Source organism: Pseudomonas sp. NPDC077408, from assembly GCF_050269105.1.
Taxonomy (GTDB): Bacteria; Pseudomonadota; Gammaproteobacteria; order Pseudomonadales; family Pseudomonadaceae; genus Stutzerimonas.
The window spans coordinates 649291-674090 of record NZ_JBNNHS010000001.1; the positions used below are offsets into that span (position 1 = coordinate 649291).

The 24800-nt window shown below is 61.4% G+C and carries 23 protein-coding genes; 16 read left to right on the plus strand and 7 right to left on the minus strand.

The window, feature by feature from the left end; all coding sequences use genetic code 11:
- Position 1: 1 nt before the first annotated feature.
- The gene (locus tag ACQKEK_RS03345) at positions 2 to 1417 is read right to left on the minus strand and encodes an O-antigen ligase family protein (RefSeq protein WP_499141021.1); all 1416 of its coding nucleotides are present in this window, start codon (positions 1415 to 1417) and stop codon (positions 2 to 4) included.
- Positions 1418 to 1600: 183 nt separating this feature from the next.
- Between ACQKEK_RS03345 and ACQKEK_RS03350 the strand changes: the two genes are divergently transcribed.
- The 3 genes from ACQKEK_RS03350 to ACQKEK_RS03360 all read left to right on the plus strand — a co-directional run bounded on the left by ACQKEK_RS03350 (position 1601) and on the right by ACQKEK_RS03360 (position 3676).
- Positions 1601 to 2137 (plus strand): hypothetical protein, encoded by a 537-nt coding sequence (locus tag ACQKEK_RS03350; RefSeq protein ID WP_499141023.1) that lies wholly within the window; start codon positions 1601 to 1603, stop codon positions 2135 to 2137.
- 320 nt (positions 2138 to 2457) lie between these two features.
- Positions 2458 to 2889: an OsmC family protein gene (locus tag ACQKEK_RS03355; protein WP_499141025.1), complete on the plus strand. Its 432-nt coding sequence runs from the start codon at positions 2458 to 2460 to the stop codon at positions 2887 to 2889.
- Between the two features lie 241 nt (positions 2890 to 3130).
- On the plus strand, positions 3131 to 3676 hold the full coding sequence (locus tag ACQKEK_RS03360) for a Tll0287-like domain-containing protein (RefSeq protein WP_499141027.1): 546 nt from the start codon (positions 3131 to 3133) through the stop codon (positions 3674 to 3676).
- Positions 3677 to 3913: 237 nt separating this feature from the next.
- On the opposite strand, the gene ACQKEK_RS03365 is transcribed toward ACQKEK_RS03360, so the two are convergent.
- Positions 3914 to 4174, minus strand: coding sequence for a hypothetical protein (locus ACQKEK_RS03365; RefSeq protein ID WP_499141029.1), 261 nt, complete (start codon positions 4172 to 4174; stop codon positions 3914 to 3916).
- 170 nt (positions 4175 to 4344) lie between these two features.
- Here ACQKEK_RS03365 and ACQKEK_RS03370 point away from each other — a divergent pair, with 170 nt between their 5' ends.
- The 6 genes from ACQKEK_RS03370 (at position 4345) to ACQKEK_RS03395 (ending at position 8841) form a co-directional block, all read left to right on the plus strand.
- Entirely contained in the window at positions 4345 to 4992 is a 648-nt protein-coding gene (locus ACQKEK_RS03370) for a hypothetical protein (protein ID WP_499141031.1), read from the plus strand.
- Between the two features lie 145 nt (positions 4993 to 5137).
- Complete coding sequence (locus ACQKEK_RS03375; protein ID WP_499141033.1) at positions 5138 to 6250, plus strand: GMC family oxidoreductase; 1113 nt, start codon at positions 5138 to 5140, stop codon at positions 6248 to 6250.
- Positions 6250 to 6639 carry a GMC oxidoreductase gene (locus ACQKEK_RS03380; protein ID WP_499141035.1) on the plus strand — a complete coding sequence of 130 codons (390 nt, stop codon included), beginning with the start codon at positions 6250 to 6252 and terminating at the stop codon, positions 6637 to 6639. Before ACQKEK_RS03375 ends, ACQKEK_RS03380 begins: the two co-directional genes overlap by 1 nt.
- 9 nt (positions 6640 to 6648) lie before the next feature.
- The gene (locus ACQKEK_RS03385; RefSeq protein ID WP_499141037.1) at positions 6649 to 7068 is read left to right on the plus strand and encodes a hypothetical protein; all 420 of its coding nucleotides are present in this window, start codon (positions 6649 to 6651) and stop codon (positions 7066 to 7068) included.
- Between the two features lie 120 nt (positions 7069 to 7188).
- Positions 7189 to 8190 carry a 2-hydroxyacid dehydrogenase gene (locus ACQKEK_RS03390; RefSeq protein ID WP_499141039.1) on the plus strand — a complete coding sequence of 334 codons (1002 nt, stop codon included), beginning with the start codon at positions 7189 to 7191 and terminating at the stop codon, positions 8188 to 8190.
- A 429-nt stretch (positions 8191 to 8619) separates the two neighbouring features.
- On the plus strand, positions 8620 to 8841 hold the full coding sequence (locus ACQKEK_RS03395; RefSeq protein ID WP_128119367.1) for a hypothetical protein: 222 nt from the start codon (positions 8620 to 8622) through the stop codon (positions 8839 to 8841).
- Here ACQKEK_RS03395 and ACQKEK_RS03400 read toward each other — a convergent pair.
- Positions 8827 to 9858, minus strand: coding sequence for an AraC family transcriptional regulator (locus tag ACQKEK_RS03400; protein WP_499141041.1), 1032 nt, complete (start codon positions 9856 to 9858; stop codon positions 8827 to 8829). The genes ACQKEK_RS03395 and ACQKEK_RS03400 overlap by 15 nt on opposite strands.
- A 4-nt stretch (positions 9859 to 9862) precedes the next feature.
- A complete protein-coding gene (locus ACQKEK_RS03405) occupies positions 9863 to 10777 on the minus strand; it encodes a GGDEF domain-containing protein (protein ID WP_499141043.1) in 915 nt (304 codons plus the stop codon).
- 1026 nt (positions 10778 to 11803) lie between these two features.
- Here ACQKEK_RS03405 and ACQKEK_RS03410 point away from each other — a divergent pair.
- The 7 genes from ACQKEK_RS03410 to ACQKEK_RS03440 all read left to right on the plus strand — a co-directional run bounded on the left by ACQKEK_RS03410 (position 11804) and on the right by ACQKEK_RS03440 (position 21544).
- Positions 11804 to 14284: a TonB-dependent receptor gene (locus ACQKEK_RS03410; RefSeq protein ID WP_499141045.1), complete on the plus strand. Its 2481-nt coding sequence runs from the start codon at positions 11804 to 11806 to the stop codon at positions 14282 to 14284.
- A gap of 86 nt (positions 14285 to 14370) precedes the next feature.
- Positions 14371 to 16302, plus strand: coding sequence for a phytase (locus ACQKEK_RS03415; protein WP_499141047.1), 1932 nt, complete (start codon positions 14371 to 14373; stop codon positions 16300 to 16302).
- Between the two features lie 96 nt (positions 16303 to 16398).
- On the plus strand, positions 16399 to 17112 hold the full coding sequence (gene tolQ, locus ACQKEK_RS03420; protein ID WP_499141345.1) for a protein TolQ: 714 nt from the start codon (positions 16399 to 16401) through the stop codon (positions 17110 to 17112).
- A 12-nt stretch (positions 17113 to 17124) separates the two neighbouring features.
- The gene (tolR, locus tag ACQKEK_RS03425; RefSeq protein ID WP_499141048.1) at positions 17125 to 17586 is read left to right on the plus strand and encodes a protein TolR; all 462 of its coding nucleotides are present in this window, start codon (positions 17125 to 17127) and stop codon (positions 17584 to 17586) included.
- Complete coding sequence (locus tag ACQKEK_RS03430; RefSeq protein ID WP_499141049.1) at positions 17583 to 18434, plus strand: energy transducer TonB; 852 nt, start codon at positions 17583 to 17585, stop codon at positions 18432 to 18434. Before tolR ends, ACQKEK_RS03430 begins: the two co-directional genes overlap by 4 nt.
- Positions 18435 to 18468: 34 nt before the next feature.
- Positions 18469 to 20430, plus strand: coding sequence for a PhoX family protein (locus tag ACQKEK_RS03435; RefSeq protein ID WP_499141050.1), 1962 nt, complete (start codon positions 18469 to 18471; stop codon positions 20428 to 20430).
- Positions 20431 to 20560: 130 nt separating this feature from the next.
- On the plus strand, positions 20561 to 21544 hold the full coding sequence (locus ACQKEK_RS03440) for a lipid A deacylase LpxR family protein (RefSeq protein ID WP_499141051.1): 984 nt from the start codon (positions 20561 to 20563) through the stop codon (positions 21542 to 21544).
- A 40-nt stretch (positions 21545 to 21584) separates the two neighbouring features.
- Here ACQKEK_RS03440 and ACQKEK_RS03445 read toward each other — a convergent pair whose 3' ends face one another.
- From ACQKEK_RS03445 to ACQKEK_RS03455, 3 genes are read right to left on the minus strand one after another with little or no spacing between them, the layout of a single operon-like run.
- Positions 21585 to 21929 carry a YdbL family probable chaperone protein gene (locus ACQKEK_RS03445; RefSeq protein ID WP_128119360.1) on the minus strand — a complete coding sequence of 115 codons (345 nt, stop codon included), beginning with the start codon at positions 21927 to 21929 and terminating at the stop codon, positions 21585 to 21587.
- 8 nt (positions 21930 to 21937) lie between these two features.
- Positions 21938 to 22129, minus strand: a complete 192-nt coding sequence (locus ACQKEK_RS03450) for a YnbE family lipoprotein (protein ID WP_045431992.1) — start codon at positions 22127 to 22129, stop codon at positions 21938 to 21940.
- A 38-nt stretch (positions 22130 to 22167) separates the two neighbouring features.
- Positions 22168 to 24732 (minus strand): intermembrane phospholipid transport YdbH family protein, encoded by a 2565-nt coding sequence (locus ACQKEK_RS03455; protein ID WP_499141052.1) that lies wholly within the window; start codon positions 24730 to 24732, stop codon positions 22168 to 22170.
- Between the last annotated feature and the right edge of the window lie 68 nt (positions 24733 to 24800).

Consider the following 24800-nt stretch of genomic DNA (forward strand, 5'->3'; position numbering starts at 1 on the left):
GCTAGCCGTTGGCAGTGGTCGGTGATTTCAGCCCCAAACCGGTGAGCCGGGTAGCACTTGATCGCTCGCGGTCGGTTCCACGCACCCGCGAGTGACTGCCGGCAAGTACTGCTATGGCACAGACCACCACCAAAGTGGCGGCGTTGGCCGGTATTTGCAGATTGAAGTCAGTACTGGAGTGGATCAACAGCGAAATGATCCCCATCGCCGCACCAAATCCTACGCCACTTCGATAGATTGATTCGCGCTGCCACAGCGCACGCAGTGCCTGCCAAAGTGCGAGCAGCACGAAGGCGGCGAGCGGCAGGCTGCCTAGCAAGCCAAACTCGATGCCGAACTGCAGGTAGTCGTTGTGGGCATGGTCGAAGTGCAATCGAATGTCCGGCCCTGGGTACTTCGGAAAGACTGCCTCGAAACTGCCTGCACCCTGGCCGATCAACGGGCGCTCCAGTAGCAGCGGAATGGCATAGCCAAACACGTCATCACGCACCTCGTTGGCCTTCTGAATAATGTCCCCATCGACGACCTTATCGCTGAGCTGCGTGCTTAGTACGCGATCCTTCAGCCGTTCAAGACCGAAGTACTGACTGATCACCAGTACGTCGATCAGGATGAGGCTGACCAGGATGATGCTGTTGCGCAGGCGGTGTTCCTTGTCCAGCAGGACGAACACGCCACCAACGATGAGCAGGCTGGCGAAGAATGCAGCGTTGCCCATGCGCGAATGCGTCATCACCAGCGCAATGACCATCACCACCAACGCCAGGCGCAATCGCGCCTTGGGGCCCATCAGCAGTTCAAGCAGGTTGACCCAGCTGAACGGACGGCTGTCACGCAGCGCCATCAGCAGACCAATGCCACAGGCCAACGTCAGTTCCAGGTAGCCGGCCAGGTGGTTGCGGTTGACGAAGGTACCGGTGGCCACGCCGATGTAGCTGGTTTTTGGGCCTATCAACAGCCACTCGACGCCCGACAGGGTCATGAGCGCGCCCCAGAAGGCTTGTAAGGTTCCGCTGACTACCAGGGTCGCTAACAACAGTGTCAGTCGCTTGCGGGTATTGAAGAGGCTGATGATGAGCAGGAATAGCAGGCTGTAGGCTACGCCAAGGGATAGATACTGGACGGTGGCGCCGTTATCGACGGTGAAGCCAAACAGCCATTGCACTGCTACCCAGAGTTGGCTGAGTAGCAGTAACGCCAACATCGGTCGCGCTGCTTGTATGGCCTTGGACGGCATGATCGGCTCGCCGCTGCGGGCTCTTTCTACGGCCCACAGCCCGCACAGGCCACCCACCAGCGCAATCAGCACACCTACCGACCAGTCACGATTGCTGCCCAGCGGTAGCGGCAGCCACACGAGAGTGAAGAGAACGAGGGCTACGAGCAGCCGGTCGAGGCGGTTGACGGGTTGAGGCATGACGGTTCGCCAGTCAGGGCCGCCCAAGCGGCTGAATGTGAGGCGCGATTGTAGAGCGTTGGTCAGACGATAACCATGGCGAACAGCCACCATTCCGCAGCTATAGCTTGCGCCGGGCAGAAAGTTACTGCGAAGGCAAGTAGCAATCTGCTGGCATCGGTTCGTTGCAGCAGGAGAGCATCCATGACGTGTGTCGCTTGCGGTTACCAGCCGACGGTAAAGAACGTGCCGAACAGCCCTATGCGTGCCCGCGTTGCGAGCCAGAATCATGGCGGCCGTCTTTGTCGCAGGCGACGAAGGATTGTTTCAAGAGCCTGGCTAAAGCGGCGCTTGGGCCGCGGTGTCGCGGACAGGATGCGCTTTGCAACGGGTTTCGCTGATGCCATGGATGACCTTGAGGCCATGAACGATCCGCGCAATACAGCGCAAAGCGTCGCGGCTGCTCACGAGAAGCGACGTGCAAGCCCAGGGCTGGTTCGCGTGATGTCCGACTGGGTGCTCTCGCGCTGGCCGGCCAAAAAAGAATCAGATGGCAGTTCTGCGAAACGCGACATGACGCCGCAAGAAGAAGCAACGCAGCTGTCAGAAGCAGTTACCCATGCGTTTGATCAGGTTGATGCCGTTGTTCATGCCTACCAGCAGAGCCGTCCGCCTGTGACTACGAGCATGCCTGAGCCAACCCCTGAAGCTTTAGCCCAGACAGCCAGCAAGGCGTCGTAGACACTGGACCTTGCTGACACCCCGACCCATCTCTGGTGCTCCGCCAGCAGGCTGCGGCGCATCAGGCGCTCCGCCACTCGCTATCGCTAGTGGACCTGAGCCGGGATCATCTCTTCCGTTCCCATCTCCCCAACGTCCTATCGGCTTTACGCCTGAAAGGCAGAAAACGTTCTTGAAACAATACATATAAAAATATAATGTAATTCAAGAATGTAATTGCCGATACGAATCAATTTTGCGATTCAGGCTGAACGGCAGGCCGATCGGCGTTATCGGTGCTATGCGCATCGAGAGGATTTTTTCTTAAGGAGCGGCCGCGCATGAAGACCATCAGTGTTCAAGGCAGTATGGGTGACGGCTTCGCAATCGAAGTGGATTGCGGCAATCACCGGGTGCTGATCGACCAGCCGCGTGCCGCGTTTGGTACTGATACCGGACCAAGTCCGCTGGAGCTGGTCTTGGCGGCGCTTGCAGGTTGCTTCGGAACGATCGGTCGTTTCCTCGCCCACCAGCGCAAGGTGGAGCTGCGCGGCATGCGCTTCGAAGTCGAGGCGGACTACGGTCCGGCCGGGTTGCTAGGGCGTGACACTAGCGTGCGGCCCGGATTCGAGGAAGTGCGCCTGCGGGTAGAGATCGATGCTGACATGACGCTTGAGCAGAAACAGGAATTCCTCGCCGAGGTGGAACGCCGTTGCCCGCTGGCAGATAACCTGTTGCATGGCACGCGTGTGCACAGCGAGTTGGCAGGCTGAGCGCTGAAGCTGCACTAGCGCCAATGCAAAGGACAAGTGGGCGCCGAGGGCACCGAAACTTTCGGCGAGGGGGACGCTGGACGATTAAATGCGCATGCTTTCTTCGGCACTGGCGAAAGTAACGTGTGCAACACACAGCGAGTCTGCGACAGCTGCGCAGATGCCTGGTCGCAGGGGCGCGGGTCCAATTGGTTTTCGATTCAATACATCTCTTCGGCCAGTAGGCCACCAAGGAGTTTTTATGCGCTATCTGTTGCCCTTGAGCTGTTTGGCGTTGAGCTTGTCTGCCCAAGCGGAGCCACTGGATCCGCTGATCAGTGAGGGGATGGCACTCATTCCTCCATTTCAGCAGCAGCTGATGGCCACGGTGAAGTCCGCTGTGGAAAGTGGCGGACCGCAACAGGCGGTGCAGGCCTGCCAGCAATTGGCGCCGCAGATCACTGCCGAGCATAGCGAGGCGCCTTGGCGGGTGGGTCGCACGGCACTGAAGCTGCGTAACCAAGACAATGCGCCCGATCCTTGGGAGCGCGCCGTGCTGGAGCAGTTCCAGCAGCGCGCTGCGGAGGGTGAGCCGCTGCAAAACATGTCGCATGCCGAAATGGTGGATGGTGAGTTTCGACTGATGAAGGCCATTCCCACTGGCGAGGCGTGTCTGGCATGTCATGGTGGCTCGATCAAACCCGAGCTGGCGGCGCTGATTGACCAGTATTACCCCGAGGATGAGGCTCGGGGCTTCAAGCTTGGGGAGCTGCGGGGCGCTTTCACGCTTAGGCGTGCTGTCGACTAGCCGTCTGCTTTACTGACCTGCCCGTGGCCGCCCGGCTGCGGCGCACGGAGAATGTAGTCGTGTATCGACAGCGCCTGCACATACAAGCTTTAGCATCCCGCCGCTTTGATCATGCGCCGATGCGTCCTGTCACGCTGGCCAGTCCAGACGCCGGTGATAACAAGGCTGATGCCGTCCACAGTCGCAGACGGCAACTCAGGTCGTCCGATGGCGGTGGCTAGCGCGATAGATAGCCAATCAGCGTTTCTGAGAATCCTCTTCGTTATCTACGCGCTCGTCGTCTCCGTGAGCGTTTTCGATCGTGTCCTCGGTTAAACGTGGTTGCGGGTCTTCGCCGGTAGGGTTCTGGTAGCCATGTGCGCTTGCCTCGTTGTTGAGGTCCCGCCGGGCCTGGCTGTTTGTATCGGCCGGCTCATGCTCGGTCGGTTCCTGATTGGCCGACGCGGTCGTTGCTAGCAGGGCTAGTAACACTGATGAAGCGATGCTCAAGCTCTTCATTTGATATCCCTCGACTGTTTGCGGGCTCCATGTTTCGGACCTGCAGCGGCTGGCGTTCGTTCGTGTCTGCTGCTGGACGGGCCGCGCCTGGAGCGGCGCCTACCGACAGGGTTGGGGCACCCAGCCGGGTTTGGACTGTCTCAGCTGGGAATCACTTACCGAGACGCTACATGATCGATTGGTTAATGAAGAACCAGCAGCTCGTTTCGTTGCTGATCTCCTTGAGCACGCTTCTGGTGTGGATGTTCTATGCGCATTTGCTCTTGCGAAACTTCAGACGGCAGCGCCAGCCGAGCCTGCTCATCAATCGAGGCGCAGGCAAAGGGCTCGGCTCGCTTTGCATCATCTCCAACATGAGTGCCGAGCCGATGTTCATCAATCAGCTCGTGGTCTCGGTGGTGACGTCACGGGGACCCTTGGAAGTGGATATCACCGACATTCGCCAGAGCATGGAAGATGACGTGCCACCCGATCTCGCCATCCACCAGACCACCCACCAGGGGCCACTGAGCAGTGGTGATTTCATTCACGTCGGCACCTTTCAGGGTATGTTGCGGCGAGTTGCCGAGCTTAATGGCATCGAGCTTCAAGGCCATCAGCCAGTGGGTGACTGGCAGTTCCACTGCATGGAAATCCGCGCGGTGGCGTTTTACGGGCCAGAGCGCCACCCGCTGGGTGTGTTGCGGCGCTTCAAACTGGGCGACCTCACCGATCCGGAATGCCGTCTGGTGCCGGAGAGCCCGTTCACCCACCAGCTGACCTCCTGGCGTGACCGTCGCCGCGTACGGAGCTGGCTATCGGAAGGGCTGAATGACTAGCCCTTCGCACGCATGGGCGTAAGCAGGCTGGAACTCCGCTTCGTTTCAAAGGTCACGTAGAACTGGCTTCTCAGCGCGTGTCGTAGCGATACGCCGGGTTCAAGCCGTGACATGCGCTGCGCAGCAGGACATTGCTGACGTGTAAATGATTGGACAGCTTGGTTTCGGCGAGGCTGCAGCAGTAAGGGAATCGGTCGTGGAGATCAACCGGGTAAGCGCAAAGGACATCAACGAAGAACACTATGAGTTGGTTGTAGTCGGGTCTGGTTTTGGTTCGAGCTTCTTTTTGACTGAAGCCTTGAAACACCTCACCGGACGCGCATTGATCCTAGAGTGGGGTGATTTCCATCCCTGGGATTGGCAGATCCAGACCCAAAGCAGTTCTGCCATCAAGCCGGACTCCACCTACGACAACCGCGGCGAGAAACCTTGGAATACCACCATCGCCTTGGGCGGTGGAATGAATTGCTGGTATTCACAGACGCCTCGTTTGCACCCCAGTGATTTCGCCATTCGGACGCGTTACGGTGTTGGCAACGATTGGCCGCTGAGCTATGCCGAGCTCGAACCCTACTATTGCCAGGCCGAGCAGATCATGTCGATCGCAGGCGACCCGGATATGACCCGAGTGTTGCCTCGCAGCCAACCCTTCCCCCAGCCTCCGCATAAAGGCTCCTCCATCGACATGTTGATGAAGGAGGCCATGCCCGACCATCATTTCATCATGCCGACCGGGCGTGCTCGGGTCGCGACCGGCACCCGAGGCGTCTGCTGTGCCAATGCCACCTGCAACCTCTGCCCGATGAACGCCAAGTTCACCGCGCAGAATGGCTTGGCCGAGCTGTACAGCCATCCCAAGGTGGATGTGTGCCTGAAGACCGAAGTGCGCACACTCGAATACCAAGGCAACATCATTAAGGGCGTCACGATCCGCTCCGATGGGCAGGAGTTCAAAGTATTCGGTGATCTGTTCGTGCTGGGCGCCAATGCCATTCAGAGCCCGGCGATCCTGCTGCGTTCGGATATCAACTTCGGCGAAACCGGTATGGCCTGCACGAGCAAGTGGGGGCCAACGTCGAGGTATATCTCGATGGGCTGGGCAACTTCGATGGCAGCACGATCACCACCGGCCTTAACTACTCGCTATACGACGGTGACTTCCGTAAGGAGCACTCGGCGTGCCTGGTCTACTTTGAAAATCGCTGGCCCTACGGGCTACGTCCAGAAATCGGGCGCTGGAACCAGACGCTGCCGTTGATGCTGGTGAGCGAAGACCTGCCCAACGTCGAGAACCGGGTCCTCATCGACCCGCAGACCGGGCAGGCGATCATCGACTACCGCGGCGAGTCCGACTACGGCATGAAGGGGGTTCAGTACGGCCTCGACAGCTTGGAAAAATTGCTCGCGCCGCTGCCGGTGGAATCGATCAATTTCAGGGAATGGCGTCTGACGGAATCGCACGTGCAGGGCACGTTGCGCATGGGGCAGGTGGATGACGGTTCGGTCGTCGATGGGCATATGGTGCATCACAAAATGCGCAATCTTGTTGTCGTCGGTACTGCGACTTACCCGAGCTGCTCGCCGGCGAATCCCAGCCTGACGGCTGCCGCCTTGTCCATCCGTGCTGCCGACCTGCTTTATAGCTAAGGATTGCCCATGAAACGTCGTACGTTGTTGGTTTCGTCCGCCGCCACACTGGGTCTGGTGGCAATCGGGTCCGGCGCCTTGATCTACGAGGACCGTCAGGTCTTCATCCCACAGCTACTGCAACGGCTGGTGGGAAACTTCCAGATGGATCCTGACGACCAGCGCAAATTCGTCGATGCGATGGCTGACCACTACGGCTCGGAGAAGCTGACCGCATTGATGGGGCTCTACAAGATCCGCCAGCAAACCGGTGTGGGAACAGCCTACACTGATCTTCGGGTCGACAACTTCGAGCGCCGCTTGTTAACGGATTTCATGGTTTCGACTGATTTTTTGCGGCAGCAGAACAAGACCAATCCCAAGATTAGCTTTCTTGGCTATCGATTGCCCTGCAGCAACCCTTACGCCCGGTTCGACGGGCTGGTGTGAGGTCATACGGTATCCGCCTGCCTCGTTGAACCCGTCGGCCGATGGCCTTTGCAATGTCATTCGATGGATCAAGTGACAGGCTGGGTGGCCCCCTCAATCCGTCTCATTCGGAGCCTGTTCATGCGCATCGCCGTCTTCAGTACCAAGCCCTACGATCGCACATTTCTCGACCAGGCCAACCAGTCGCACCAGCACCAACTGGTCTATCTGGACGCCCGGCTGACCGCGGAAACCGCGCCGCTAGCGGCGGGTTTCGCCGGCATATGTGCCTTCGTTAACGACAAGCTCGACCGCGAAGTGCTGCAGCGCTTGCATTCCAGCGGTACGGAGCTCATCGCCCTGCGGTCGGCCGGTTTCAATAACGTCGACCTCGCCGAGGCGGAGCGGCTGGGCATAACGGTGGCGCGAGTGCCGGCGTATTCGCCCCACGCGGTCGCAGAGCATGCGGTGGCATTGGTGCTCGGGCTCAACAGGATGACCCATCGCGCCTATAACCGCGTGCGTGAAGGAAATTTCTCCCTCGATGGCCTGCTCGGTTTCGACCTGTACGGTAAGACGGTGGGCGTGATTGGGACCGGTAAGATCGGCCTTATCTTCGCCGACATCATGCATGGCTTCGGTTGCAGGGTGCTGGCCAGCGATCCCTTTCCCAGCGCCGATGCGAAGGAATTCGTCAGCTATGTGCCGTTAGAAAAACTGTTCGGCGAAGCGGACATCATTTCGCTGCACTGCCCGCTGACCCCGGAAACCAACCACCTGATCGATGCCGACGCGATTGCTCAGATGAAACCGGGCGTAATGTTGGTCAACACCGGCCGAGGCCGTGTAGTCGATACGCGCGCAGTCATCGAGGGTCTCAAGAGCGGAAGGATCGGTCGGCTGGGGCTGGATGTTTACGAGGAGGAAGAAAACCTTTTCTTCCAGGACCTTTCACAGCAGGTCATCAGCGACGATTTGTTCATGCGTCTGACGACCTTTCCCAACGTGTTGATAACTGGGCATCAGGCATTCTTCACTGCGGAAGCGCTGACCAATATCGCCGAGACCACGCTGGCGAATATCAGCGTCTTCGAGCAGGGCAGCGGTGCCCTGCATCGCGTGACCGTCGACAAGCTGGTGTAGCCATCACGGTTTGCTCCCGCCTGGATTGCCAGGCGGAACCCTGGCCGGGTCAGCGTGGGCTCTGCTCGCTGATCAGCATCCCGCATGCCACCTGATAAACCTGATTTCCACGTCTGATCGTCAGTGGCGCTCGTTCAGCAATCACCGCGCCGCTGTCGAGCATCCGTTCGATGTGGGTACGCAATTGATGGTATTGCCTGGTGTATTCCCGATGCATCTAAGTCAGCCCCCTCAGCCATCTTGAGTTATTAGGCGTAGCGACCCAGTTACGACTCGCTAGAAGTCGATTTATCCCACCGTTCGTCGGAGCGTGCGCGGGCGAAGCCTGGCTGCGACCGCTTAATGCAGCGATGGTATTCGCCCATTAACGCCGGTAGTATCAAAAAGCTATTACTGCCGCGACGCTTTACTAAGGGTGAGCTAGGACGCATGAACGAACAAGCCATACCGGTGCTAATCACATTTCTCGCCGTTGCCGGTATCGCCGCGCTGTTGCTGCGTCGAGCGTTGACCCTTTCGAGTCTTCAGCGCAATGCGAAGGAAGCACAACCAACCCAAGCGAAAGTTACTCATCCCAACTCCGAGCCGACCGATAGTCCAATCGACGGGCACGGCGCGGCGATACGCCCGACCGGGTCAGCTCTGGAATAGCTGGCGCAGGCTACTGGGCGCTAGCCCGGTCCAGCGTTTGAACGAACGGCGGAAATTGGTGGTGTCGTTGAAACGCAGGTAGCTCGCTACTTCATCATTGCTGTAGCCCTTCATTTGGTACAGGTACAGCGCTACATGCTTGCGTACCTGATCCAGCTGCTCCTGAAAACCGGTGCCGTGCTTGTGCAGTTTGCGCTTGAGCGAGGCGGGACTCATGTCGAAGGACTGGGCGACACGCTCCAGATTCAGCGGCTCTCGGATGTTCGCGTAGAGATGGTCGTACAGTTGATCGATAAAGCTGCCAGGCCAGCCAAGGCTCTCCAGCTGCGCGCAACTCGCCTGCTGAGCGACCTGTCCGGCGGTCGCCGAGGCGCCTGGCCAAGGCTTGTGCAGATATTCCAGCGGCAGGCTCATCATGGTCATCTGACTGGCGAAGGTCAGCTGCTCGCTCAAATGCACCCAGTACTGCTCGACATGCCGCGGCTGCGGGTAGGCGAGGTGGAAGCGCCAAGGCAGGCGCTCGCCGGAAAGCCGTCTGCTCATCGCCACCACGGCGGTCAGGCTGGCCTCGGTGAGGAACCGCTGCTGGTTACCGATACCACAGTTGTCGGTCCAGTACAGGTATGCCCTCCGCTCGTCGAGGAGCAGCCGGGGCGTCAGTAGCGGACTGAGCAGGGCGCGGAATTGCTGCAGCTGTTCCAGCGCCTGTTGCAAGGTGCAGGCATGGGTCAACGCGTGGCTGACCTCGCCGTAGTGGCCCGGTAACAGGCGCTGGCCGAACAGAAAGCTGCTGTCGTCAGCCTCAAGCAAGCGCTGCGCGTTTCCGATCAGGGTCAGGAACTGCCGGGGGCTGATCCGCGCCTGGCCACCGATGACGTCTTCATAGAACAGCCCACTACCGCGCAGTAGCTGGTGGTTGTCGATCCCGCGTGACAGCGCCAGATCGATCAGCACGGCCGGCTGGTGATGAGCGGCGATGAAACGCGTATCGCAATCGTAACCAGTGGGCATGGCCATTTCCTCAGGCGCAGCGCGGCAGCTGCTGCTTGGTTTTGGCCAGGTTCAAGTTCAGGCGTTTGAGCAGCTGTTCAGCATCCTCGTCGAACGCCATCACTGTCCCTGTGCTTGCACGGAGGTGCACCCGTTCGCCGTGCTGTGCTGTTTTGTGCGCCAGGCTGGCCACGGCCTGTTGCAGTTCTTCTGCGATCATTCGGGCCTGGGTCTCGCCCGTGTTTGGCAACACCGCCACGAAGCGATCCCCGGCCAAGCGGCAGAGTAGATCCTGACGGCGCAGATTGAGCAGCAGTAGCTGCGCCATGGCCTGCAAAACCGCATCCCCCTCTGCCTGGCCGTAGCGCTGATTGATTGTGTTGAAATCGTCCAGGTCCACGACCACCAGCGAGAGTGGCTGCTGTTCCGCCTGGGCATGACCGAGCGCCTGCTGCACCTGCTGGCGCAAGTATTCCGCGGCGCCCAATGGGGTCAGCTTGTCGAACAGGCGGTGCTCGCGGAATCCTTTCTCACGCTTGCTCATCTGCTGGCTGATGGCACGCTGTTCCTGGTTGAGGTGATAGATGCCCAGCGTCAACAGCAGCAAGCCGATGGGCATCGGCGCGGTCTCCAGCCAATTGTCCCAGACGGCCAGCTCCGGCAACTGGATGAACTCGTCCAGCGTGTCCATCCACCAGGAAAAGAACACGCAGGCCAGGCCCAGGGCGAGCAGCCGTGTCACACGACCGGCTGGACGGCTGTGCAGCAGCATGATCAGCCAGGCGAGCGCCAGCACGGCCGAGCCGCCTTCGCCGGCGACGTCCGTCCAGTTGATCTCCGCCCAGGTTTTGATCTGGCCGGTCGCCAGGTAGACCTGCAGACCAAGATTGGCGACGAAAGCGAGGCCGAGCAGGGTGAGGGTGTGGAGCTTGAGCAGGGATTTCATCGGGTCTCCGTGGCGAGCCGCGCCAGTGCGTGAGGGCACGGAAACAGATGGATGTGACGGTTGGATGAATGGGGTGGGGGTTGAATTGGCTCAGGGATTTTTAGGGATAGGTTTAAAAGCGGTGCTGCGTAGGTTCAGCGTTAGGCTTATTGGCGAGTTGGTTGATAGCTTGGTTTCGCCCTGCCAGGCGAGTCACTTTTTCTTGTGTGGCCAAGAAAAAGTAACCAAAAAGAAGGCCACCCCTGCATCCGGGTTTTGCTTCGCAAAACTTCCCTCGCTTCGGCGCTGCTCCGGGGGTCGTCGCGAAGGGACATCCATGTCCCATCGCTCCTCGCTCGGCATCCATGCCTCGCGTCCCCCTGCGCAGCGCCTACGCTCGGCCTCCTGAAGGGGAGTCGGTCCGAGTTGCCTGAAAGTTTTAACAGCCAAACAAACACGCTTGGCTTGTTTTCTGAAGAACGAGCTACCAGACGCCACCGAACGCCCCTTCCAGTAGGCTGAATGGAATCGCTGCTTAGAGGGGCGAGCGGCATGGATGCCGCGAGAGCCGTGAAGGGCCATGGATGGCCCTTGCGCGGCGACCCTCGGAGCAGCGATGGAATGAGGGAAGTCTCGCGAAGCGAGACCCGGATGTAGGGGCAAGACCTTTTGGTTCCTTTTGGGGCAACTGCCAAAAGGGACTCGCCCAGCAGGGCGAAACCAGCGTCCCGGACCGTGCCGAAACGGCCAGCGGCACGACCCGCGCTCCCACCAATGCGTCACCCCGCCATCACCGTAGGGTGGGCTTCAGCCCACCGTGACGGAGTCGCGATGTGCTTGTGGTGGGCTAAAGCCCACCCTACGGGTTGAGCGTTGCGTCCGAGCCGAAGGCGGGTCATATCGGCTCACCTCATACCCCAAACTACCCCAATAACCCCCTCTCTGGCGCCCCAGCAAAAAAACCTGTCACAGAACCGCCATATCCCAACCCTACCGTCCGCTCCAGTTCCGGGATGGACCCGGTAAACAGCGTTCGGGGGATTGTTCATGAGCACATACCGCAGCGGCATCCGTCATGCAGGGTTCCGCATCAGCCTGCTGGCCCTGGCCGTCAGCGCCGGTTCGGCCTGGGCCGAGGAGCCGCTTGTCATGGAGCACGTCGAGGTGATCGGCCAGGCCGTCAGCATCGACGAGGCATTGAGGGACCAGCGCAACTCCGACAGCGTGAAAAGCGTCGTCCATGCCGATGGCATCGGCCAGCTGCCCGATGACAACGCCGCCGAAGCCTTGCAGCGCATCCCTGGCCTCTCCGTCGAGCGCGATCAGGGTGAAGGCCGCTTCGTCAGCGTGCGCGGCATCGCGCCGGACCTGAACAGCGTAACCATCAACGGCACCCTGGTGCCCTCACCGGAGAGTGGTCGCCGCGCGGTAGCGCTGGACGTGCTGCCTTCGGAACTGGTGCAGTCGCTTTCGGTGGTCAAGACCCTCACGCCGGACATGGACGCCAACTCCCTGGGCGGCACCATCGAGGTGGAAAGTCTGTCCGCCTTCGACCACGACGGCCTGTTCTACAGCCTCAGCACCGAAGCCAGCTACGACGAGAACGTCGGCGAGACCAGCCCCAAATTTTCCGGTGCCATCAGCAACCGCTTCAGCCTGGGCGGTGGCGTCGATAACTTCGGCGTGGCCGCGGCGCTGAGTTGGCAGGATCGCGACTTCGGCTCGGACAACGTGGAAACCGGTGGCGCCTGGGATTTCGAAGACGGCGCCCGGCTGGAAGAGTTCGAGCAGCGCGATTACGAGATCACCCGCGAGCGCACCGGATTTGGCCTTAACTTCGATTACCAGCCAGACGACTTCAGCAGCTATTACCTGCGCACACTGTACAGCCGCTTCAAGGACACCGAGACCCGTAACGCAGCCGGGGTCGAGTTCGAAGATGCGCAACTGGCCGGCGAGCTGGGCGATGCCGAGGGCTGGCGTGAGCTGAAATCCCGCGAGGAAACCCAGACCATTCAGTCCTACGTGTTCGGCGGTGAGCGCATGATGGGCCTCTGGACCCTCAGTAGTCAGGTCGGCTACAGCGAGGCGCGCGAGCGCAACCCGGGCGGCATTTCCAGCGCGACCTTCGAGGGTGACTTCGCTGACGTCGGTTTCTCCAGCACCAGCAAACCGCGCCTGACCGTCGACCCGTCTTTCTACGATCCTGCCAGCTTCGAGCTGGACGAGGTGGAGTGGGAGAAGACCGATGCGCGCGACAAAGAGAAAAACATCCGTCTGGATCTGGCCCGCGATTACGACATCCAAGGCTACGCCTCGCAGCTCAAGTTCGGTGGCAAGCTCAGCCGGCGCGACAAGACCAACGACGCCGAGATCTGGGCCTACGATGATTTCGACGACCTGACCCTGGCCGATTTCCAGAGCGGCAATGTCGACTACGCGCTGGGCCGCTTCGGCTCGGGCATCAGTGCCGGTGGGCTGGAAGGCTTGATCGGTGGGCTGGACGCGAGCGAGTTCTACGATGACGAGGAGTCGCGCATCGGCGACTTCGACATGAGTGAAGACATCAACGCGGCGTATTTCATGAACACCCTGGACTTGGACAAGTGGCGCATCATCGCCGGCCTGCGCTATGAGGGCACCGAGTTCAGCGCCAAGGGCACCGGCCTGCGCGACGGTGAGTTCGAAGCCGTCTCCAGCGACAACCGTTATGACCATTGGCTGCCAGGCCTGCATACGCGCTATGAGCTGACGCCCGATACCTTCATCCGTGCCGCCTGGACCAACACCGTGGTGCGCCCGACGTTCGAACAGCTGGCGCCTGGCTTCGTCATCGATGGCGAAGATGCGGAGTTTGGCAACCCGGACCTCAAGCCACTGGAGTCGATGAACTACGACCTCGGCATCGAGCACTACATGGGCCGTGCGGGCGCCGTGTCGGCGTACCTCTTCTACAAGGACATCGACAATTTCATCTACAACACCGATCTGGCCGGCACGGGCCAATGGACCGGATTCGACGAAGCGCTGAGTTTCGAGAACGGCAGCAGCGCCAAGCTCTACGGTGTCGAGTTGGCCTATTCGCAGAAGCTCGATTGGCTACCGGCACCCTGGAATGGCGTGCTGCTGGGCGCCAACGCCACCTTCAGCAAATCCGATGCAGAGATCGAAGGGCAGGGCAGCCGTCGCAGCATCGACCTGCCAAACCACTCCGATAGCGTCGGCAACCTCATGGTCGGTTGGGAGAATGACGTGTTCAACATGCGTCTGGCCGCCAACTACAAATCCGAGTACCTGGCCGAAGTGGCCGGTATCGATGACGCAGCCCACGATCTCTACGCAGACGATCAGCTGTTCGTGGACTTCAAGGCAGGCTACTTCATCACGCCGAATCTGCAGGTGACGTTCGAGGCGTTGAACCTTACGGACGAGTCCTACTTCGTTTACACCGGGCGCAGCAACTACAACGCCCAGTACGAGGAATACGGCCCGACCTACAAGCTCGGCCTGACCCTGACTCACTTCTGACTCTTTTCGACTTATTCGCCGCCCCGCCTCTGCTCTGTTCCCCTTTTCGGAATGGTGGCGGTCAGCGGCTGCTGATTGGAAAAACCATGTACATGACTTTGCATAAACCCATGCTGCTGAGCCTCTGCATTGCGCTTGCGGCCTGTCAGTCCGGAGCGGGCGTCGACTCCGACAAGCAGCCATCGCCGAGCCTGAGCATCGTGGATGCCGCACCGCTGGAAGCCGTGAACGCTCAGTTGATCGCCAATACGGATTTCTGGCCGAATGCGTCGCGACTGGTCGTTCGACCGGATTCGCGCGGGCTGCAGATACTCGACGCCGATGGCGCCGTGATCAGCGATTCCAAAGGCCGCTTCGAAGGGCTGGATCATCGTGTCGGTGAGCAGGGCATGCTGATCGCCACCCTCGACCGCAAGCGACAGCAGGCCGTGTTGCTAGGGCTTGACCGCCAGCGTCGCTGGAGTCAGCCGCTGTACATCCCGCGAACGGACTTCGCCATCGAGGGGCTGTGCTTGTTCCGCGACGCGGCGCGCAACAGCTTCCTCTTTCTGGTCGGTGAAGAAGGTGTCGGCGAGCAATGGCTGGTCGCCGCGAACATGCGCCCACTTGCGACGCCGCAGCGCGTACGCGGCCTGAGCCTGCCACCGGAAAGCGGCTACTGCCAGGTGGATGATCAAACCGGCGAGCTGATCGTCAACGAAGAAGGCGTGGGACTCTGGCGTTACGCGGCAGATGCTGAAGCACCGCTCGTACGTCAACCCGTGGACATCGTTCAGCCGTTCGGTGGGATCGCTGAAGCCGCTGCCGGCATGGCATTGGTGCCGGGCGGATTGCTGGCGCTAGACCCGGAAGCAGGCGCGCTGCACCTTTATGGGCGAGACGCCGACAGCTGGCGTAGCCATTCGGTACTGCCGCTCGAAGGCTTCGACGAGCCTGAGCAGATCAGCGCCCGATTGACCGAGCGTGGCGTCGAGCTGCTGCTGACCGATGAGCGTGGCGCCCACGCGGCTCGTCTGGATTGGCAGCCTCCAACGCCCACCGCGACGGCTGTCATCCCGATGTTGCCGGCCCAGGTTCAGACCGACCCTGTGCCGCACCTCGGCGATGCTGCCGACGACCCGGCGATCTGGGTCAACGCAAGCGACCGCGCCAGAAGTCGTGTGCTGGGCACCGACAAGAAGGGCGGGCTCGGTGTGTACGACATGGCCGGCAAGCAACTCCAGTACCTGCCCGTCGGACGGTTGAACAACGTGGACGTGCGCACTGGCTTTGTTCTCGGTGGCAAGCAGGTTGACCTCGCCGTGGCCAGCAATCGGGATCACAACAGCCTGCACCTGTTCGCCATCGAACCAACGAGCGGGCAGTTGAGCGACATCGGCCAGATCGCCACGCCGATCACGGATATCTATGGCCTGTGCATGTTCAAGGATCGCCAGGGCGCCATCCACGCGATCACCAACGACAAGGACGGCACCTTTCTACAGTACCGCCTTGACGGTACAGGCGGCTCGCCGCGCGGCGAGCTGGTAAGGCAGTTCAAGGTCGGCAGCCAACCCGAGGGCTGCGTGGCCGATGACCGGACGCAACGGCTCTTCGTCGGTGAGGAAGACGAGGCGGTCTGGACGCTGGATGCCCGTAGCGATGCGCCAGCGAAGCTGGAAAAGGTCATCGGTGTCGGCGGCCCGTTGCATGACGACGTCGAGGGTCTGGCGCTCTATCAGGGTGAGAAGGCCGATTACCTGGTGATCTCGAGTCAGGGCAACGACAGCTATCTGGTGCTCGATGCCTCCGCCCCCTACGCCGTTCGCGGCGCCTTCCGCGTCGGGTTGAATGCCGAACTCGGTATCGATGGTGCATCGGAAACCGATGGGCTGGAGGTCACCTCGGCCAACCTCGGCGGTATCTGGAGCCGCGGCATGCTGGTGGTGCAGGACGGCCGCAAGCGTATGCCCGAAGGGGCTCAGAACTACAAGTATTTGCCATGGACAGCGGTTGCCGACGCGCTGGGGCTGGACTGAGCCCGGTTGGCATAACCCCCTCTGGTAACGCCTGCAGCAATCGAGGCGTTGCCCGAAGCGATCCAACGAGTGCCGTCCCACGGGGCGGCCGGAGGAATACAGATGCAAAGTGAACACATGTCGGTCTGGGGTCTGGTCAGCGAAGCCAGCCTGGTGGTGCAACTGGTGATGGTAATTCTGGTGCTGGCCTCGATTGCCAGTTGGTACCTCATCATCCAGCGTGGCGCGGCCTTGCGCCGCAGCGAACGCCTTTTGAAAACCTTCCTGCAGCGCTTTCGTAGCGGCGCGGAACTGACGCAGTTGTATCGCGAGGGCAGTGATCAGCCGCTGCCCCGGGAGGCGGCCCTGCAGCACATCTTTCTCGCCGGTTATCAGGAATTCAGCCAGCTGCAGCGCCAGCCGGGTATCGCGCCGGATGCGGTGATCGAGGGGGTGGAGCGCAGCCTCTATGTCGCGATTTCCGAGCAGGAAGAGCGCTTGGAAGGCGGTTTGCAGTTCCTCGCCACCGTCGGTTCGGTCAGCCCTTATATCGGGCTGTTCGGTACGGTGTGGGGGATCATGAATTCCTTCCTTGGTCTGTCCATGGTGCAACAGGCGACGCTCTCCACCGTTGCTCCGGGCATTGCGGAAGCGCTGATCGCCACGGCCATCGGCCTGTTCGCGGCTATTCCTGCGGTGATGGCCTACAACCGTTTCTCCGCCCGTGGCCAGACCCTGAGCGCGCGTTACTACAGCTTCGCCAACGAGCTGCAGGCGCGCCTGCATCGTCGCCTGCATGCCGGCTCGCCCAACGTCGCCGCTGCTGCCTGAAGGAGCTTCGCCATGCTGGTCAAACCGCAGCGTAAACACGGCCCCAAAGCCGAAATGAATGTGGTGCCCTACATCGATGTGATGCTGGTGCTGCTGGTGATCTTCATGGTGACCGCGCCGATGCTGGTGCAGGGCGTGAAGATCGAACTGCCCAAGGTCGCCGCCGAGGCGCTGCCCACGGAGAACGAGCGGCAGATCCTGACCCTCTCGGTAAAGGCTGACGGCGGCTTCTACTGGCACCTGGGCAGCGAGCTGAATGCCGAGGATCAGACCGACAGCGCCATCGACCTCGATGACATGCGCGAGAAGGTCGCGGCGATCATCGCCGAGCGCGGCGATACCCAGGTCTACGTACGCGCTGATGATGCCGCGGACTATGGCCGCGTGGTGGCCGGGATCGCCGAGCTGCAGCGCGGCGGGGTGGTGAATCTGGGCCTGATCACCGAGGCGCCACCTGGGCAGCCTGCGCCATGAGCAGCCTGAGCATGACGCTGCCAGCCAGCTTCCCGGTAGCGCGAACGCAGTGGCGCAGCCATGCCGGTGCGGCGGCGGTCACCCTGGCGCTGCACGCGGGAGTGTTCGGTCTGTTGCTGCATGGCTGGACGCCCGAGCTGAGCGCGCCGAGCCAGACTCAAGTACTCAAGACACAGCTGATTAGCCTGCCGACACCCAAGCCGGCGGCGGAGGCTGTGATTGAGCCCGAGCCTACAGCCGTCCCGGAGCCGCTGGTGGAGACGGTCATCGAGGAACCGCAGGTCGATCCGCAGATCGAACAGCAGCGCCTGGAACAGGCCGAGCTGGCCTACAAGCGCGCCGAGCAGGAGCGACAGGTAGAGGAGGCGCGCGTCAAAGAGCAGCAACGAGCCAAGCAGCAGCGCAAAGAGCAGCTAGAGCGCGAACGGCAGGAACGCATCGAAGTCGAGCGGCAACAGCGCGAAGCCCAGCGCCGCGAGCAGCTGGCTCGTGAGGAACAACAGCGCCAACAGGCGGCACGTGCCGAAGCGGCGGCCGCTGCAGAACGCGCGCGCCAAGCCGAAGCCGCAGCGGCTGCCAGTCGGCAGTATCTGCCCATCGCCAAGGATGCACCTGACTACCCATCGCGGGCGTTGGACAAGGGCATCGAGGGCACCTGCACCGTCAGTTATTCGGTCAACCGACAGGGGCGGATCGAAAACCCGAAAGCGCTGGAAGACTGCCATCCGCTGTTTATCCGACCGTCACTTACGGCTGCTAAAAGTTTTCGCTACCAACCTCGGATCGTCGACGGTCGCGCCGTGACCGTCCCCGAGGTCAAAAACACCTTTCACTACCGCATCCAGTGATGCGGACCAGACCCATTTGCTTAACGAGTTAATGATGAAACAGGATTTCCAAAGCTTTCACGCCAACCTTTCCGCGCTCGATGATCAGGCCATCAACCCGAGCGCCAACGTCTCGCTGGAGCAGCTTGTCGATCGCAGCCGACGCAACCTGCTGAAGGGCGGGATGGGCCTTGCCGCACTGGGCTTTCTCGGTGGCAGCTTGGGCGCCTGTCGAAGCGCCGTACAGTCTGAGTCGCTGATCGGCTTCAAGGGTATTCCCACCCAGCTAGACCCAGCGTTCGACAGCGTGCAGGTCGCACCGGGCTACAGTGCGCGGACGTTCTTTTCCTGGGGCGATGCGGTCATGGCCGACGCTCCGGAGTGGAACCCGGACGCCACCGATGACTGGCAGGCCCAGCTCAAGCAGGCGGGCGACAACCATGACGGCATGCATTTCTTTCCCTTCCCGGAAAATCCGGACAGCCACGGCCTGCTGGTGATGAACCACGAGTACGCCAATCCGCCGCTGCATCCCAACGGCATGACGTTTACCGACGGCAAGCGCCCGCTGGATGAGGTGCGCAAAGAGCAGGCAGCTCATGGCGTCAGCGTCATCGAAGTGAAAAAGGATGCACAGGGCCAATGGCAACGGGTTATGCCGTCGCGCTACAACCGGCGCATATCGGCCATGACGCCGATGGCGGTGAGCGGCCCGCTGGCCGGCAACGATGCACTGAAAACCGCATCCGATCCCAGCGGCCGCGAAATCATCGGCACGCTGAACAACTGTTCCAGCGGCATCACGCCCTGGGGTACCTATCTGGTCTGCGAGGAGAACTGGCACAACTACTTCGTCAACCATGACGCCGAGGACATGGCCAAGCGCGTATCGCACAAGAGATACGGCATCGAAGGCAAGGGCCTGAGCAAACTCTACGGCTGGGAAACCGCCGACGCCCGCTTCAACGCCACACCGGACCCTGCGCAACCTCATGGTGGCCACGTACATGAGCCAAACCGTTTCGGCTGGGTGGTCGAGGTCGATCCCTTCGATCCAGCGAGCAAGCCGGTCAAGCGCACCGCGTTCGGTCGCTACTGCCGCGAGTGTTCCGTTCTTTCGCTGGGTGACGACGGCCGCATGGCCTTCTATTCCGGCGACGACACCAAGGGCGAATATGTCTACAAATTCGTCCCAAGCGGCCGTTATATAGCGGGCGATGATCAGGCCAACCGGCGACTACTGGACGATGGCACCTTGTACGTGGCGCGGTTCAACGCCGATGGCAGCGGCGAGTGGCTGGCGCTGGTCCACGGACAGAACGGTTTGACCGCCGAGAACGGTTTCGCCGACCAGGCTGAAGTGTTGCTCAACGCCCGCGCCGCTGGCGACCACGTGGGCGCGACGCCCATGGACCGGCCAGAGTGGGTGGCCGTGCACCCGCGTAGCCGCGAGGTCTATGTAACCCTCACCAATAACGACAACCGCGGCATCAAGTGGCCCACCGACAAGGCCAACCCGCGTCCCGTGAACCTGCACGGCCAGATCCTGCGCTGGAGTGAAGAGGGCGCCGACCCCACCGCGACCGCCTTCACTTGGGAAGTCTTCCTGCTGGCTGGCGAGCAGCCTGGCGCCAAGGGCGTAGACGGGCAGCCGGTGCCGCCCAACCTTACCGGCACCATCAACGGCGACATCTTTTCTTCGCCCGACGGGCTCTCGTTCGACAATGCCGGGCGGCTTTGGATTGAAACCGACTACGGCGACGAGGAGGCCGCGATGCAGGCCATGGGCACCAACCAGCTGCTCTGTGCTGACCCGCGCACCCGCGAGGTGCGGCGCTTTCTGGTCGGCCCTCGCGGCTGCGAGATCACCGGTATCACTTGGAGCCCGGACTGCCGCGCCATGTGGATCAACGTGCAGCACCCCGAGCTGAGCTTTCCGGCCAGCGATGGCAAGACGCGTCCCCGGGCCTCGACAGTGCTTATTACCAAGGATGATGGCGGCATCATCGGGACCTGATGGCTGTTAGCGATGAGAGGCCTGCCGGCGCACTCATGTTCGTGCGCCGCAGTCACGCTGAACGTTGCACCGCAACCCTGCTCTAACATCCTGATACATACTTCTCTGCATGTAACCAAGGAGTCGGGCTATGGCCATTTCGCAGCTGCGCACTCGCGTGTCCCTCGCCGTCGTCGTTTCCTGTACACCGCTGGTGAGCCAGGCGGACCTCTACTCGCTGAAAATCGAAAACGATATTTTTGCTTCTGACGATGGGCACTACACCAACGGTTTCGAGTTGATGCGTTCGTTCGAGCCTGGCGCCGATCACTGGTCGCGGCGTTTCGCCGAGGCGATGCCGGGCTGGAGTTCCGATCAGGTTGATAACGTCGCCTATCGGCTGGGACATCAGCTATACACGCCGGACGATATAACTCGAGCTGAGCTGATCGAGGACGACCGTCCCTACGCCGCGCTGTTGTTTGCTGGCATGTCGATTTTCTCGAATGATCAGCATGAAGGCTGGCGCGGCACCAGCGGTCTGCATCTGGATGTCGGGATCGTCGGCCCGGCAGCTGGGGGCAAAAAGATTCAGCGCCGGGTCCACGAAATCACCAACAGTGACGAGCCGCGCGGCTGGGACAACCAATTGCGCAACGAACCCTTCGTCAACCTTGCGTACCACTACCGCTGGTGGGGTCAGCAGCGCCTTGGCGGTCTGGAGTTCGAGTACGGTCCGAGCGCCGGCTTTGCGCTAGGCAATCTCTACACCTACGGCTCTGCGGGGTTCGGGTTGCGCATCGGGCAGCGACTAGAGCGCAGTTTCAGCATTCCGGCAGTGGCGCCGGCACAGAGCGGCAGCATGTTCTTCGATCAGGGCGGCGGCTTCGCCTGGAGCCTTTTCGCCGATGTCGAAGGGCGCTATATGGCGCAGAACATGCTGCTTGAGGGTAACACCTGGAAAAGCAGTCATTCAGTGGACCCGAACGAATGGGTGGGTGACGCCAAGGCTGGTATAGCGCTCACCTGGAACAGCTGGCAACTGGCCTTTGCCAGGGTCTGGCGGACGCGTGAATTCAATGGCCAGGCCAATCATGACCAGTTCGGCTCGCTGACGGTCTCGACCTGGTTTTGAGAATCAAGCGGGGAGCGAGTGCCCCCCGCGAAGGCTTCACTTACTTCCTAACCCAGCTGCCGTTTAGCAGGATGATCTGGCCAGGCGGGGTTTTTTCGATGGCCTTCTTACCGGCAATGGCTTCCACGTCTGCGACGCCGATGCCGTTCTTCTGCGCCAAGCGATAGTACTCGGCGCGTCGGGCCTGGTTGATCTGACTGGCGATTTCTTCGGCTTGCCCGCCGCTCTGCACGACGCCGAGATAGCCGTCGGGTTTCTCGCCGAGCTGGCCGCTGGCCTTGGCCTGGCCGAGTGCGGACATGGCCTCGTTGAGCGACATGGCGGCAGCCGGCAGCGCAAGGCACAGCGCCACAAGCAGGGTTCCGAGTTTCAGATAGGTCTTCATAAGGCTCCTCAGAACAGACCGCTGTCTTCGTTGATGATCGAGTCGAGTTGCTTGTCGACCTTGATGTAGATCTCGTGCTCGATTTTCACGTTGAGATTGATGTTGATCGGCTCGTTGGGCACGGCCAGCTCAACGCGTGGGGTACAGGCAGTGGCCAGCAGGGCCAGCGCCAGAATGCTGATGGGATGGCACAACCGCATGACGGTGTTCTCCAGATCGAGGTCGCCGCTACATTGCCTCATCTGAGGCGCTCCTGCACGCGCCGTTGAATGGTTTCGCTGACACGATCAGACAATTGGAGGCTGGTTAGCAGGGCGGGAATGTCTTCCTCGAGGTTGATTGAAAAATTGATAGGGCGGCCGCCTTCCAGCGCGGGGTTGCGACCGTGCAGCTTGAGGCCCAGGTCGAGTGTGCCGTCGGCGGCATAGTGCACATCGCTGGCGAGCAGATCGTAGTGGAAGTCATCCAGCGCCTCGGTGACCAGGCGCATCGCCGGGTTGGCTTGGCCCAATGCCTGGATTTTCGGCGAGCGGAATTGCAGCGCGCCGCCAGGCTCGCGTGCCTGCAGCGAGCCTTGTTCGATGCTGATTCCGGCTTCACTGCGCTGCAGCTGCAGCTCGCCATCGATCACGCCTGTGCCGGATAGCCCTTCGGCGGGATAGGCTTCGAGCAATAACGGCAATTGCAGCCCGCGCAGGTGCGCTTTCAACTGCTGCGTGCCCGACCCAAGGTCAGCCATACCCGGTTCCAGCCATAGCCGACCGCCCAGCAGCCGCACCTCGGCGATACTCCAGGCCAGGCGGCCTTGATCGAGGTTGTAGAGCGGGCCCGCGTATTCACCGGCGAAGCGCAAGGGGCCGAACGTGAAGCCCGGATTGGCCTCGCGCAGGGTCAGTTCCGTCACGTCCAACCGCAGCTGATCGCGCCGTAACGCGGCCGAAATCTCTACGTCGAGCCCGCTCAATTCGGTGCGATCATAAATGCCGCCGAGCCCCTTGGCGCTGAGCTTGGCCGACGCTGCGAGTGGGCCGCTGCCCGGCAGGTTGAGTTGTGCCTGCCCCTGCAGGCGTCCGTTGTTCAGCTCCAGCAAGGGCGGCCAGTCGGCGAAAGTCGCGGCCAGTGGGTTACCGGCGCGCAGGAACAGCTCAGGCAGGATAACGTTGAGGCGAGTCGCGCTACTGGCCCAGGTGTGGCTCAGCGCCACTGGCAGGCTGAGGCCGCCATCGTTGCCCAGCGGGCCGTCGAGGGAGACCTGCGATAGGTCCGCATTGAGCGTGCCGCTCCAGCGCCAGCCCTGCGGACGCAAGGCCGGCTGCTTTACTTCACTGGCCGTTACAGCGGGCTTGCCGGTGATCGCCAAACGTTGCAGTTCGCCCTCGGCGAAGCCTGCTTCCACCCCGATTCCCGCCAGCTGCAGCATCAGCTTGCTGGCGGTCAGGCCTGACGCGGCTGACAGGCTCTCTACTCGCAGCCTTGAATTTTTGTCGAAGCGAATGGTGGCGCCCTGCTGCGAAACCCGCCCGCTCAGCCGTAGATCTGCTTCGAGCCCCTGCAGGCTGAAGTCCGCCTCTGTCATCGTCGGGCTGCGCAGCGTGAGCCGGGTTTGGTCGAAGGTCGCCGCATAGGGCACAGCGGTTGCCAGTACGAGACGCGTATCCAGCGTCACAGGCGAGGGGCCGCTGGCAGACAGCTGCACGCTCAAGGGCAGCGCCTGAGTCGCCTCGTCAGCCTCTGTCGGTATGATCTTGAGACTCACGGCACTGGGCCGCAGCTGTGCCGGCAACGCCGCGAACAGATCCGCGGCCGGCTGCAGGGTGACATCGCCGGCCAGCTCGGTTGGTATCCACAGGCCGTCATCGGCAAGAAGGCTCAAGTCCAGCTGGCCCTGTAGCTGGCCAAGCCCGACCACGGGCCAGGGCGCCGGTAGATTCGCCGATAATCGCAGCTCGCCATTCAGTGCCTGCCAATCCTCCGCCAGGGTTTGCGTGTCGAGTTGCAGTGCCCAGCCGGCGCCGATCCGCATCTGCTCGGGTAGTGTCGGCAACGCGGGCGGCGTATAGGCCAGCCATTCGTTCAACCAGGCCAGCAGCCACGGCGCTTCTGGCAACTCGTTCATCGCCAAGGTACCGCGCCAGAACGTCGAATCGGTCTGTGCTGTCAGTTGGTTTTGCATGCTCAAGCGCTGCTGGCCGTCCAGCTGCAAGCCGAGGTCCAGATGGGTGTCGCTGTCTTGTTCATACGCGTGCAGCGCCAAGGCCAGGCGATGCGGCTGGTGGTCCAGCTGCAGGTCGAGGGTGGCGGGAAGCAGCTCCTCCTCGCCAAGCTGCCAGCCAAGTTGCCCCTGGGCCCGGCAGGTCCCGCTTGCACAGGGCACAGTCAAGTCCAGCGAAGCGATCTGTCCTTGTCGGGGCAGCCAAGCCGACCAGTCGTTCAGTTGCTCAGGGTCGGGTAAAGAGAGGGGCTGGTTGTCGTCGTTCTTGCTGGCAGCGGGCTGCCATTGGGCGTCGAGGCGCTCGATGCTCAGTGACCGAAGCGGCAGCAGTCGCCAACCGTCTGCAAAGTCGAGGCGCAGATTGTCGAGTGTCACTTCGAGCCGTTCGTCGGCTGATGGCTGCCGGACGAGGACCATCTGCCGCACGGCAAAATGGTCGAGCGTCAGGCGCACCCCGCTCACATCGAGCGTGACAATTCCGAGGTCGCGCTTGAGTTGCTGCCAGCGGAAGCCACCGTAAAACCCGAACCCCAGAACGAGCAGAGCCAGGCCGGCAACCGCCCAGACAAGGATTGTCCGCCGCTTCGTCATGACCCGTTCCGCTGAAAATCGATGCGTAAGCATAGGCCGGTCGTTGCGCGCTTGCGACCGCCTCACGA